At 64.6% G+C, this 12074-nt stretch carries 10 protein-coding genes; 5 read left to right on the top strand and 5 right to left on the bottom strand.

The genetic code is table 11. The annotated features are described in order from the left end of the window. The first annotated feature begins 16 nt into the window (after nucleotides 1-16). Together NKI99_RS17495 and NKI99_RS17490 are read left to right on the top strand one after the other, a co-directional pair. Nucleotides 17-757 carry a GntR family transcriptional regulator gene (locus NKI99_RS17495; RefSeq protein WP_352611529.1) on the top strand — a complete coding sequence of 247 codons (741 nt, stop codon included), beginning with the start codon at nucleotides 17-19 and terminating at the stop codon, nucleotides 755-757. A 177-nt stretch (nucleotides 758-934) separates the two neighbouring features. Further along, nucleotides 935-2449: a malonate--CoA ligase gene (locus NKI99_RS17490; RefSeq protein ID WP_128305143.1), complete on the top strand. Its 1515-nt coding sequence runs from the start codon at nucleotides 935-937 to the stop codon at nucleotides 2447-2449. 21 nt (nucleotides 2450-2470) lie between these two features. On the opposite strand, the gene NKI99_RS17485 is transcribed toward NKI99_RS17490, so the two are convergent. The 5 genes from NKI99_RS17485 to NKI99_RS17465 are packed head-to-tail and all read right to left on the bottom strand — an operon-like array spanning nucleotide 2471 to nucleotide 8440. Beyond that, the gene (locus tag NKI99_RS17485) at nucleotides 2471-4510 is read right to left on the bottom strand and encodes an ABC transporter ATP-binding protein/permease (RefSeq protein ID WP_023810866.1); all 2040 of its coding nucleotides are present in this window, start codon (nucleotides 4508-4510) and stop codon (nucleotides 2471-2473) included. 33 nt (nucleotides 4511-4543) lie between these two features. After that, nucleotides 4544-5749 carry an N-acetylglucosamine-6-phosphate deacetylase gene (nagA, locus tag NKI99_RS17480; RefSeq protein WP_352611528.1) on the bottom strand — a complete coding sequence of 402 codons (1206 nt, stop codon included), beginning with the start codon at nucleotides 5747-5749 and terminating at the stop codon, nucleotides 4544-4546. After that, nucleotides 5746-6783: an SIS domain-containing protein gene (locus tag NKI99_RS17475; RefSeq protein WP_352611527.1), complete on the bottom strand. Its 1038-nt coding sequence runs from the start codon at nucleotides 6781-6783 to the stop codon at nucleotides 5746-5748. The genes nagA and NKI99_RS17475 overlap by 4 nt, the downstream gene beginning before the upstream one ends. Continuing rightward, complete coding sequence (locus NKI99_RS17470; RefSeq protein WP_027040192.1) at nucleotides 6780-7562, bottom strand: GntR family transcriptional regulator; 783 nt, start codon at nucleotides 7560-7562, stop codon at nucleotides 6780-6782. Before NKI99_RS17470 ends, NKI99_RS17475 begins: the two co-directional genes overlap by 4 nt. Continuing rightward, on the bottom strand, nucleotides 7559-8440 hold the full coding sequence (locus NKI99_RS17465) for a glucosamine kinase nucleotide-binding domain-containing protein (RefSeq protein WP_352611526.1): 882 nt from the start codon (nucleotides 8438-8440) through the stop codon (nucleotides 7559-7561). Before NKI99_RS17465 ends, NKI99_RS17470 begins: the two co-directional genes overlap by 4 nt. A 198-nt stretch (nucleotides 8441-8638) precedes the next feature. Here NKI99_RS17465 and NKI99_RS17460 point away from each other — a divergent pair, with 198 nt between their 5' ends. The 3 genes from NKI99_RS17460 (at nucleotide 8639) to NKI99_RS17450 (ending at nucleotide 12029) form a co-directional block, all read left to right on the top strand. Further along, complete coding sequence (locus NKI99_RS17460) at nucleotides 8639-9598, top strand: N-acetylmuramic acid 6-phosphate etherase (RefSeq protein ID WP_352611525.1); 960 nt, start codon at nucleotides 8639-8641, stop codon at nucleotides 9596-9598. A 2-nt stretch (nucleotides 9599-9600) separates the two neighbouring features. Next, a complete protein-coding gene (locus tag NKI99_RS17455; protein ID WP_352553268.1) occupies nucleotides 9601-10860 on the top strand; it encodes an ABC transporter substrate-binding protein in 1260 nt (419 codons plus the stop codon). A 239-nt stretch (nucleotides 10861-11099) separates the two neighbouring features. Then, nucleotides 11100-12029, top strand: a complete 930-nt coding sequence (locus NKI99_RS17450; protein ID WP_352611524.1) for a carbohydrate ABC transporter permease — start codon at nucleotides 11100-11102, stop codon at nucleotides 12027-12029. Nucleotides 12030-12074 lie beyond the last annotated feature (45 nt).

Genomic DNA, 12074 nt, shown 5'->3' with positions numbered 1-12074 from the left:
GGGACAAGGAGTCGCTATGACATACGGAGCTGCCAATCTGAACGACGACGCTGCGGGACCGAAGAGCACGCTTGCGAGTACGGTCTATCAGCAATTGCGGGACGATCTTCTCGGCGGTGTCCTTGAAACCGAGAGCAAACTGCGGGTCGAATGGGTTGTCTCCAAATATGGGGCCGGCGCCTCACCTGTCCGCGAGGCTCTCAATCGCCTCGCCTCGGAAGGACTTCTCGGCCGGCACGACCAGCGCGGCTTCTTCATCATGCCGGTCAGTGCGCCGGAACTCGAAGAGCTGACGCGCACCCGCTGCTGGCTCGAGGAGCGGGCGCTTCGCGAATCCATCGTCCACCGCACCGCCGAATGGGAAGAACAACTCGTGCTGGCGCTGCATCGCCTGGGCCGTGCGTCACGTTTTTCGCCGCAGAACCTCGTCTCGCTCAATCCCGATTGGGAGAGGCTGCATCGCATCTTTCACAGGGTGCTGATTTCGGCCTGCCGGTCGCAATGGCTGGTGGGGTTTTGCGACCAGCTCTCCGATCACGCCTATCGCTACCGGCAAATGGCCAATGATGGCGAAGGCATCCAGCGCGACGATTTCGGCGAGCATCGCCTGATCGCCGAATGTGCCCTGGACGGCAATGCCGACGGTGCCGTCGAGGCACTGCTCAACCACTACCGGTTGACTGCCGCCATGTGCATGAAGCGCTTCGAGCAGGACGACGAAACGAAGGAACTCGCCGGCAAACGCGCTCGGCGATAGCAGTCGTTTCCTGGCGGGTCTCTTGCGCTCGTTTCTTGCGCTCAGCCTGCGTGGAGAGCGGCTGGCGTGAACTGCTGTCGGCGGGCTTGACGGCGCGGCCAAGAACCGCGAACTCTCGCCGCCGAGGCATGCCGCGACAGGCGCATGCTCAGCGCCGTAGCACCCCAGGAAGTCTTCATGAGCAATCATCTGTTCGATGCGTTCCGGTCCCGGATGCCGGCGCCAGCGCGCTTGCTGATGGAGACCGATGATGGCCGCTTGCTCACCTATGGCGATATGCTGGCCCGCTCGGCGCAGCTTGCGCATGCGCTCTTGCAACTGGATGTCGAGCCCGGTGACCGCATTGCCGTGCAGGTCGAGAAGAGCCCGGAAGCGATTATGCTCTATCTCGCCTGCCTGCGAGCCGGCGCCGTCTTCCTGCCGCTCAACACCGCCTACACATTGGCCGAGCTGGAGTATTTCTTCGGCGACGCGGAACCACGCCTGGTCGTCTGCGACCCGGCAAGAGCGGCCGACATCGGCGCGCTGGCGGAAAAGACGGGCGCCATCACCGTCACGCTCGGCCGCGACGGCCGGGGATCGCTGACCGACCAGGCCTCGCGGCTGCCGACGGATTTTCATGACGTGGCGCGCGGGTCGGATGACCTCGCGGCAATCCTCTACACGTCGGGAACCACCGGCCGTTCGAAAGGCGCCATGCTCAGCCACGAGAACCTTGCTTCGAACGCGCGCGTGCTGGTCGAGCACTGGCGTTTCACTGGAGACGACGTGCTGATCCACGCATTGCCGATCTTCCACACGCACGGCCTGTTCGTCGCCACCAACGTCGTCCTGATGGCCGGCGCCTCGATGCTGTTCGAGCAGAAGTTCGATCCGGCCCGCATCGTCTCGCTGCTGCCGCGTGCCACGGCCCTGATGGGTGTGCCGACCTTCTACGTACGCCTGCTGCAGCAGGATGGACTGGACCGTGAGGCGGCGAAAAACATCCGCGTGTTCATTTCCGGTTCGGCGCCGCTGCTGGCAGAGACGCACAAGGCCTGGCGCGAGCGCACCGGCCACGCGATCCTCGAACGCTACGGCATGACCGAGACCAACATGAACACCTCGAACCCCTATGAGGGCGAGCGGCGCGCCGGTACGGTCGGGTTCCCCTTGCCCGGCGTCACGCTTCGCATCGCCGATCCCGACAGCGGCGCAGCACTTGCGCAGGGTGAGGTCGGCATGATCGAGGTCAAAGGCCCCAACGTCTTCGGCGGCTATTGGCGCATGCCGGAGAAGACCAAGGCGGAATTCCGCGCCGACGGTTTTTTCATCACCGGCGATCTCGGTATGGTCGACGCCGACGGCTACGTCCACATTGTCGGCCGCGGCAAGGACCTGATCATATCGGGCGGCTACAACATCTATCCGAAGGAACTCGAAAGCGAGATCGACGCCCTCGACGGGGTTAGCGAAAGCGCCGTCATCGGCGTTGCCCATCCGGATTTCGGCGAGGGCGTCACCGCTGTCGTCGTGCGGGCGCCGTCATCGCGGATCACCGGTGCCGAAATTCTCGGCGCCATCGCCGGACGGGTGGCGAAATACAAGCACCCGAAACGGGTGATCTTCGTCGATGAGCTGCCGCGCAACACCATGGGCAAGGTACAGAAGAACCTGCTGCGCGATACCTACAAGGACATATACGCATCATAGTTGCGCTGGGGCAGGGGCGCCTTACTCCTTGCGCGGCCTTTCGGCCCGACTGCCGGAACCCCACAAGGCGCGCTTCAGCAGGTTGCGCTTGCGTGGGGCGAGATTGATGTCGCTGACAAGCTTGGCGCCGCCCTCGCGCCGTTCGAGGGTGATCTTGCGGCTGTGGAAGGCTTCCAGCTCGGCCCGGTGCGCCACGCTGATGATGGTGACATCAGGCAATTCGCGGATCACCGTCGCCATCATGGTGTCCTGGCTCTTCTCGTCGAGCGCCGAGGTTGCTTCATCCAGCACGACGATATCGGGGCGGTGCAGCAGCAGGCGCGCGAAGGCGAGGCGCTGCTTTTCGCCGCCCGACAGCGTCTGGTCCCATGGCGCTTCTTCCTTGATCCTTTCGGCAAGATAGGCAAGGCCGACCTTGTCGAGGGCGGCCTTGATCTGTTTGATCGTCCACTTGTCCGCCGCCGCGGGATAGGCGACCGCGCGGCGAAGCGTGCCCGAGGGGATGTAGGGGCGTTGCGGCAGCATGAACAGTCGCCTGTCGGCGTGGAAATTGACGCTGCCGCCGCCCCATGGCCACAGGCCAGCAACGGCCCGCACCAGCGTCGACTTGCCCGAGCCGGATTCGCCAGCCACCAGCACGCGCTCACCCGGTTCGATCGCAACCTCGGTTTCCTTGACCACGGAGGTGCCGTCGTCGAGCGTGACGGAGAGATCGTCGAGGCTGAGCATCGCACCGTCTTCGGTTTTGCCGTGCTGGATGCGTCCGAGCGCGTCGCTCTGCTCCGCACGCTCGAGCCCGTCGAGCGACATCATCAGCGAGGCGATGCGCCGCGCCGAGGCGTTCCAGTCGGCAAGACGCGGGTAGTTGTCGACCAGCCATCCGAACGCGCCTTGCACGATGCCAAAGGCAGACGCTGCCTGCATCACCTCGCCAAGCGTCATCGAGCCCTCGAGGAATTTTGGCGCGCACAGCAGGATCGGCACGACCGGCGCAAACAGGCTCGATCCCTGCGACACCGCCGCCGTGCGCATGTGCTGGCCCGTCAGCAGCGCCCATTGCCTGAGCACATGGCCGAAATTCCTGTCGATGCCGCTGCGCTCCTCCTCCTCGCCGCCCAGCAAGGCGATGCTCTCGCCGTTTTCGCGCACGCGCGTCAGCGTGTAGCGCAATTCGGCTTCCGCCTGGTTCTTCTGCTCGGAGAGCCGGACGAAATGGCGGCCGATGACCACCATCGAGGTCGAGGTGATGGCGGCATAGATCATCGCGGTGATAACTAGGAAGCCGGGAATGGTAATGCTCTCGCTGCCGATCGGCAGGGTGAGCGCGCCGCCGATGGTCCACAGCACGACGATGAAGGTCGAGGCCGACAGGAACGCGTTGAGGACGCCGGCGATGAAATCGACCGGCGACTCGGTGGCGATGCGCAAATCCTCGGTCATGCGGGCCTCGGGGTTCTGGTGGTCGCCGCCGACGAGGTTCAATTGGTAGTAGCGACCGCTTGCCAGCCAGCGCGCAATGACCGCGGTGGTCAGCCAGGAACGCCAGCGGCGCTGGATCGTCATGCGCAGGTAAACCTGCGCGACGACAAGGCTGCCGCTGCAGATCACCAGCGGTACGAATAGCGCGCTGAGGAAGTAGACGCTGCGGGCGTTGCGCTGCTCGAGCGCATCGAACATCGAGCGGTTCCAGACATTGATGCCATACTGGAAGCCGATATTGATGCAGATTAGAAGCAACACCCCGATCGTGAACGGCCAGGCGAGCCGGTCGCCGCGCCGGCTCCAGTAACCGCGCGCGCTGATCCAGAAACGCCGCAGCAGATATTTCTTGCGCGCCTGCTCGGCCTCTTCGAGCGTCAGTTGCGGATCGGGCTCGACAGCCTCCGGTGGCGGTCCCGGCTGGCCGTCGACCTCGGGGGCAGCTTCGGCGGCCGACGGCTTTTTTTCGCGCAACTCCTCGTGGCGTGGCCTCTGGTCACGCGGCGCTTGCTGTCGCGGCTTCAAGGCATCGCGCGGTTTGATGCCGTCGGCCTGTTTCAATTTGGGTTTCGCCTCGGACATACGCTCCGACAACGACCTCAAAATCAAAAGGTTTCATGACGTCAGCCGACTTGAACCTGAAATCAACGCAGTGGCGGAACCGGCCGCAAAAACCTTTTCGCCGCCGATCCAGACGCCCTTCGTGTCGAGATCGTCCGACAGCGCGACCATGTCCGCGGCCGTGCCGTTGGCGAATCGGCCCAGCCGGTGCGACTGGCCGATTGCTTGCGCCGGATAGAGCGAGGCCATGCGCAAGGCCTCGGAAAGCTCGACCCCGACGACGCGGTGGATGAAACGAACGGCCGAGATCATATCGAGATCGGCGCCCGCCAGCGTTCCGTCGGCGAGCCTCAGGCTGCCATCCCTTCGATAGATGGTGCGGCCGTTGAGTGTGAACGACGTCATGTCGGTGCCGATTGTCGCCATGGCGTCGGTGACCAGCACGATTTTGCCGGGACCTTGCTTGGCGCGCAGCGCGATCTTGATCGTGGCCGGATCGACATGGATGCCGTCGGCGATGAGACCGGCCGACAAGCTGCCGATGTCGATGGCCGCGCCGACCAGTCCGGGCTCGCGATTGCCGATCTGGCTCATCGCGTTGAACAGATGGGTGACCATCGAGGCGCCGCCCGCGGCAAAAGCGCTGGCGGTGGCATAGCCGGTATCGGAATGGCCAAGGCTGACGATGATGCCGGCCTTGGCGAGTGCCGCGACGCGCGCCGGCTCGACGGATTCAGGGGCAATGGTGGTGAGCAGCACCGGTAGTTTTTGCCGCGCGGCGATCAGCATCGCCTGGTCGGCATCCGTCATCGGCCGGATCAGCGCCGGATCATGCGCGCCCTTGCGGGCAACCGACAAATGCGGGCCTTCGAGATGCAGCCCGAGAAACCCAGGCACCTTCTGGCGCGCCGCTGCCTCGCCGGCGGCGACAGCGGCGGCGGTGATGTCTGATGTGTCGGTGATCAGAGTCGGCAGCAGCCCCGTCGTGCCGAAGGGCGCATGTGCGCGGCAGATGGTCTCGATCGAAGCGACATCGGGGTGGTCATTGAGCATGACGCCGCCGCCGCCATTGACCTGCAGGTCGACGAAGCCCGGCGCCAGCACGCCGCCGCCGGTGTCGACGACGCGGATATCCGAGGGGATGGCGCCGGCGGGCAAAATGGCCTCGACGAGACCGTCGCGCACGACAAGTGCGTGGCCTTCATGCCAGTCGTCGCCGTCGAAAACCCGGGCGCCAGTCAGGGCAAAGCGATCGCTCATACTGTCTCCGTCACCTTGCGAAGATTGCGCGGCGTGTCCGGGTCGAGACCGCGATGGCGGGCAAAGGCCTCGACGAACATGTAGAAGGAGACGATCAGCGTCAGCGGATCGGTCAGCGGGTGGCCGGTGGCGACATGCGGCAGGCGCACAGCGCGTTTGCCAAGTGCGGAGGTGACGAACACCGGCGCGCCCTTGGCCGCCAGGCTGTCGGCGGCCTCGGCAATGGACGGTTCGGAGGCGTCGCGCGCAGCCAGCGCCAGCACCGGAAAATCGGGGCCGATCAGCGCCAGCGGGCCGTGCATGACTTCGGCGGCGCTGTAGGCTTCCGCATGCATGCCGCAGGTCTCCTTGAATTTCAGCGCCGCCTCATTGGCCATCGCCGCCGACGGTCCGCGGCCGAGGATGAACAGCGATTTCTGCTTCTCGATCGTCTCAGACAGCACGCTCATCCAGTCGCAGGCGATCGCCTTGCCGAAATGCTCCGGCAGGCGGGCAAGTGCGGCCAACAGCGCATCGTCACCGGTGGCGTGCGCCATCAGAGCGAGGCCGGCGACGGCCGAATTGATGAAGGTCTTGGTGGCCGCCACGCTGCGCTCGGGGCCGGCCAGGATATCGATCGCATAGTCCGATGCGCGCGCCAGCGGCGAATCAGCGGTGTTGGTGATGGCGATGGTCAGCGCGCCCCCCGCCCGCGCGGTTTCGGCCATAGCGACGATATCGGGGCTCTTGCCCGACTGCGAGATCGCCAGGCAGGCCGAGCCGGCGAGCCTGAGCTTGCGGCCGTAGATCGAGGCGATCGACGGGCCGACCGACGCGACGGCCAGGCCGGCGGTCAGTTCGACGGCATATTTCATGAAGGTGGCGGCATGGTCGGACGAGCCGCGCGCCACGGTGACGACAAACTGCGGGTCGCGTTCGCGGATGCCGCGCCCGGCCTCGGTCAACCCGGCGCCGGAGCCGTCGAGCAGGCGGGCGACCGCTTGCGGGACCTCCTCGATCTCGCGCCGCATATGGGTCATTTCTGTCGTGCTCATGGTCGGCCCTCTTCGCTCGGCCCTGTCAGCCGCAGTTCGGCGACGAAATCATAGGCGTCGCCCCGGTAGATGGAGCGGGTGAATTCGATCACCTTGCCGCTCGCCAGATAGGAAATGCGTTCGATGTGCAGGCCGGCAATGCCTGGCGGCACTTCGAGCAGGCGCGCGTCGCTGTCGCCGAGATTGGCGGCGGAAATGCGCTGCACGGCGCGCACCGGCCGGTTGCCGGTCAATTCCAGCGCCGCATAGAGCGAGGAGCCTATATCGGCCGGGTCGGGCAACACGCTGGCCGACAGCGAGGCGCGCTCGATCGCCAGCGGTGTGTCGTTGGCGATGCGCAGGCGCGCCACGCGCGCCACGAGTTCGCTCGACGACAGGCCGAGCACCATCATCTCGTCGGGCGAAGGTGCGTAAAGGCCTCGGTCGAGCCATGCCGAACGCACAGCCATGCCGCGCCGCGCCATGTCTTCGGTGAACGAGGTCAGCCGCGACAGCGACTGTTCGACACGCTCCATGCGCGGCGCCACGAAAGTGCCGGAGCCGTGGCGCTGCACCAGGATGCCGCCCTTGACGAGGTCCTGCACCGCCTTGCGCACGGTGACCCGCGAAATATCGGCCTTGGTGGCGATGTCGCGCTCGGAAGGCAGCGCGTCGCCCGGCCCGATCAGGCCGCGATTGACCGCGTCCTCGATGCTCTTGCGAAGCTGCAGATAAAGCGGCGCGCCGCTTTGCGCCTGATGTTTGAGCGTGGCGAAGATCTGGTCGGCGGCCTCGCTCATCGAGTTGCCTCCGCGTGTCCGGCGAAAAGGCGAACCGCCATCTGCACCGCGCCGCCCAGCGCGTCGTCGAGCGGCGGCTTCAGCAGCGCCCGGTAGCGGGCAGACAGCCGCGGCGCGTAGAGCGGCGCCAGCCCGCCGAGCAGGCACAGCGGCGCGTCTTCTGAGAGGTCGAGCGCGCCGAGCGAGGCTTCGACATCGGCGACCACCCTGTCGAGGATCCAGTTGGCGACGCTGTCGCCCTTCCCGGCATGCTCGAACACCTTGGGTGCGAAGCCGCCGAAGTCACCCGGCTTGGCATTGGTGGTGAATTCGACGACGTCCTCCGGGTTGTTGCGGAACACGGCCAGCATGCTCTGCGTCAGCGGCGAACCTTCGCGGACGCCGTCATAGGCAAGCAGTGTCTGTTCGAGCAGGTCGCGGCCGATACGGGCGCCGCTGCCCTGGTCGCCAACCTGGAAGCCCCAGCCGCCGATGGCGCGCGATTTGCCTTGTCTGCGCGCCATATAGGCGGTGCCGGTGCCGAGGATCGCCATGGCGCCGTCGCCGGAGCCGACAGCGCCTTCCAGCGCGATCTCGGCGTCGGTCTCGACGCGGCTGATGCTGAATGGCAGGATCGCTTCAAGCTGCTGCCGGTAGGTGCCGACATTGGCGCCGGCAAGGCCGAGAATTGCGGGTGTTTGCGAGATCAGTTCCGGATCCTGCCCGGCGGCGAGGAACGCCTGCCTGGCGGCCTCGACGATGTTCGAGCGGGCGCCGGTCAGGTCGGTGCGTATGTTGGCGGCGCCGCTTTTGGCGCGGCCAACAACAGTGCCATCCGCTGTTGCCAGGGCAGCCCTGCAGCTGGTGCCGCCACCATCGATTCCGAGCACGAGATTCACGTGGTTTCTCCTCCATGCGGATAATACCAATAAAATACCAATAGCCAAGGGTTAATTTCCGTTTCAAAAAGATTAAGCCGTATTTTATTGAAAAACCTATGCATTTCGTCGGCTCAGCGATTTCTGGCCAGCGAATTCGTTAATGCGTGTGGACAAGTGGTATTTTTTTGGTATTGTTCTGGTATTGGAGGAACCGGGATGGCCGAAACGCGCACCGAAGCGCTTCACCAGAATGCCGAGGGGCTGGATATCCAAGCCCCGGACGCCATCCTTTCCTATTTGGCCGACGCGCAGATCGAAGCCGCAAAAGTTGTGCGCCATGCCATCCCGTCCATCGCCAGGGCAGCAGAAATCATCGCCGGTGGGTTGAAGAGTGGCGGCAAGCTTGCCTATGCGGCGGCCGGCAGCTCCGGCCTGATGGCGCTGGCCGATGCGCTTGAATTGCCCGGCACCTTCGGTATTCACCGCGACCGCATTGCTATCCTGATCGCCGGCGGCGACGACGCTTTCCGCACATTGGCCGGCGGGCCGGAAGACGATACCGAGGAGGCCGCGGCAGCGGTCGCCAAGGCCGGCCTCGGCAAGGGCGACTGCCTGATCGCCATTTCCGCCAGCGGCACGACGCCCTATGCCGTCAAGGCGATCGAGGAAGCCGCCCGTCGGGGCGCCGCCACCATCGGCATCGCCAACAACAGGGACTCTGCGCTGCTGCGCCAGGCACAAACCGCCATCCTGCTCGAAACACCGCCGGAACTGATCGCCGGCTCTACGCGCATGGGCGCCGGCACTGCCCAGAAGATCGCGCTCAACATGCTGTCGACGCTGACCGCCATCCATCTCGGCCATGTGCATGACGGCTACATGGTCAATCTCATGGCCGACAACATCAAGCTGCGCGACCGCGCGGCGCGCATCGTCGCCGCGATCAGCGGGCGCGGCACGGACGAAGCGGCCCGTCTGCTCGAGAAGAGCGGCGGCGCGGTCAAGACCGCCATTCTGCTCGCAGCAGGCGCCGACAGCACTGACGCGGCGCAGAAGATACTGGAAGAGGCCGGCCAGAAGCTGCGGCCGGCCCTTTCCGCTATAGAGGGGAGCAAGGGGCGCACTGCCTCCGTTCTCATCAAAACCGAACCTGAAAAAGGTCAACAGGGAGACTGAGCATGACAACGAAACTACTGACGGCACTGCTTCTGGGCACCAGCATTCTCGGCTCGGCCGGGGTTGCCTATGCCGACGACGTAACGCTCAACATCGAAAGCTGGCGCGGCGACGACCTTGCCATCTGGAAGGATAAGCTGATCCCGGCTTTCGAAGCCAAGAATCCGGGCATCAAGGTGGTGTTCGCGCCGTCGGCTCCGACCGAATATGACGCAGCGCTCGGCGCCAAGCTCGCCGCCGGCTCGGCGGGCGACCTGATCACCTGCCGCCCATTCGACAAGTCGCTCGAGCTGTTCAAGAAGGGCAACCTTGCCGATCTCTCGGCGCTGCCCGGCATGGAGAACTTCTCGCCCGTGGCAAAGTCCGCCTGGCAGACCGACGACGGCAAGGCGAGCTTCTGCGTGCCGATGGCCTCGGTCATTCACGGCTTCATCTACAACAAGGACGCCTTCGAAAAGCTCGGCATCAAGGTGCCGGAGACCCGCGACGAGTTCTTCGCCGCGCTCGAGAAGATCAAGGCCGACGGCACCTACATCCCGATGGCGATGGGCACCAAGGATCTCTGGGAAGCCGCGACCATGGGCTACCAGAACATCGGCCCGAACTACTGGAAGGGCGAGGACGGCCGCGCAGCGCTGATCAAGGGCGATCAGAAGCTGACCGACAAGGACTGGGTCGCGCCGTATGAGGAACTGGCCAAGTGGAAGCCTTATCTGGGTGACGGTTTCGAGGCGCAGACCTATCCGGACAGCCAGAACCTGTTCACGCTCGGCCGCGCCGCCATCTACCCGGCCGGCTCGTGGGAAATCGGCCTGTTCAACACCCAGGCCCAGTTCAAGATGGGCGCCTTCCCGCCGCCGGTCGAAAAGGCCGGCGACACCTGCTACATCTCCGACCATACCGATATCGGCATGGGCCTGAATGCGGCTTCGAAGAACGCCGATGCGGCCAAGACCTTCCTGTCCTGGGTCGCTTCGCCGGATTTCGCCACCATCTATGCCAACGCGCTGCCGGGCTTCTTCAGCCTGAACTCCGCGCCGGTGAAGATGGAAGACCCGCTGGCGCAGGAATTCGTCTCCTGGCGCGGCAAGTGCAAGTCGACGATCCGCTCGACCTACCAGATCCTGTCGCGCGGCACGCCGAACCTCGAGAACGAGACCTGGGTTGAATCGGCCAACGTCATCAACGGCACCGACACCCCGGACGCTGCAGCCAAGAAGCTGCAGACCGGTCTCGACAGCTGGTACAAGCCGGCCAAGTAAGCGCTCAGGCAACGAGATCGGCCGGGCGTATGCCTGGCCGGTCTCGGACTATCCTGGTTTTTCAGATTGCGATTGTCGGCACCGCCTCTCGGCCTTACCCTCGCTGTTGTGGGGCAAGGCTAGCTGACCAGTCGCAGGCCTTTGTTCTTGCCGCATCGGGCAAGAACGGTCGGGCCGTGCATCGAGGCATCATCTAGATCGATACCCTTTGGAACCGAGAGACGGCGGGGACCGAACTCATGGCCGCAGAAACACGACCGAAAAGACCGTTCCGCTGGCACATCGGCATCTTCCTGGCGCCGGCGGTGCTCGTCTACACGGCGATCATGATCCTGCCGCTCGCCGGCACGCTGCAGCTGTCGCTGTTCCGCAACATCGAGCAGCACCAGGTCTTCGTCGGGCTGCAAAACTTCCGCACCCTGTTCGGCGACCCCAACTGGTCGGTGGGTTTCTGGAACGCGCTCAGGAACAACACCTGGTTCTTCATCATCCACATGATCGTGCAAAACCCGATCGGCGTCATGCTGGCGGCGCTTCTGTCCAGCCCGAAACTCAGATTCGCGGCCTTCTACCGCACCGCGATCTTCGTTCCGACCATCCTGTCCTTCGTCATCGTCGGTTTCGCCTGGAAGCTGATCCTGTCCCCGTTGTGGGGCGTGGCGCCGCATCTGATGGATCTCGTCGGCCTCAAAGGCCTGTTCACGCCGTGGCTCGGCAAGGAGCAATATGCACTGACCGCACTCAGCCTGATCTCGGTGTGGCAGTTCGTCGGCATCCCGATGATGCTGATCTATGCCGCCCTGCTGTCGATCCCCGAAGAGGTGATCGAGGCCGCCGAATGCGATGGGATTACCGGCCTTTCACAGTTCTGGAAGATCAAGCTGCCGCTGATCCTGCCGTCGATCGGCATTATCTCGATCCTCACCTTCGTCGGCAATTTCAACGCCTTCGACCTGATCTACACCGCGCAAGGCGCGCTCGCCGGGCCGAACTATTCGACCGACATTCTCGGCACCTTCCTCTACCGCGCCTTCTTCGGCTTCCAGCTGCAGACCGGCGACCCCAATATGGGCGCGGCGATTGCCACGATGATGTTCCTGATCATCCTCGGCGGCGTCTGCGTCTACCTCTTCCTCGTCCAGACGCGCCTGCGTCGCTACCAGTTCTGAGGGGCGAGATGTCGAGCTTGAACACCCCCCTCTGGCCTGCCGGCC

This window comes from Mesorhizobium sp. M0239 (assembly GCF_040321815.1).
In the GTDB taxonomy this organism is placed as follows: domain Bacteria; phylum Pseudomonadota; class Alphaproteobacteria; order Rhizobiales; family Rhizobiaceae; genus Mesorhizobium.
This window is presented reverse-complemented; position numbering and strand designations above follow the sequence as displayed.

Bases quoted from the DNA above. Each gene is read 5' to 3' on its own strand.
- NKI99_RS17495 (WP_352611529.1), top strand. From the start codon at position 17: ATGACATACGGAGCTGCCAATCTGAACGACGACGCTGCGGGACCGAAG.
- NKI99_RS17470 (WP_027040192.1), bottom strand. From the start codon at position 7,562: ATGAGCGAGGCCGCCGACCAGATCTTCGCCACGCTCAAACATCAGGCG.
- NKI99_RS17485 (WP_023810866.1), bottom strand. From the start codon at position 4,510: ATGTCCGAGGCGAAACCCAAATTGAAACAGGCCGACGGCATCAAACCG.
- NKI99_RS17460 (WP_352611525.1), top strand. From the start codon at position 8,639: ATGGCCGAAACGCGCACCGAAGCGCTTCACCAGAATGCCGAGGGGCTG.
- NKI99_RS17450 (WP_352611524.1), top strand. From the start codon at position 11,100: ATGGCCGCAGAAACACGACCGAAAAGACCGTTCCGCTGGCACATCGGC.
- NKI99_RS17455 (WP_352553268.1), top strand. From the start codon at position 9,601: ATGACAACGAAACTACTGACGGCACTGCTTCTGGGCACCAGCATTCTC.
- NKI99_RS17475 (WP_352611527.1), bottom strand. From the start codon at position 6,783: ATGAGCACGACAGAAATGACCCATATGCGGCGCGAGATCGAGGAGGTC.
- NKI99_RS17490 (WP_128305143.1), top strand. From the start codon at position 935: ATGAGCAATCATCTGTTCGATGCGTTCCGGTCCCGGATGCCGGCGCCA.
- nagA (WP_352611528.1), bottom strand. From the start codon at position 5,749: ATGAGCGATCGCTTTGCCCTGACTGGCGCCCGGGTTTTCGACGGCGAC.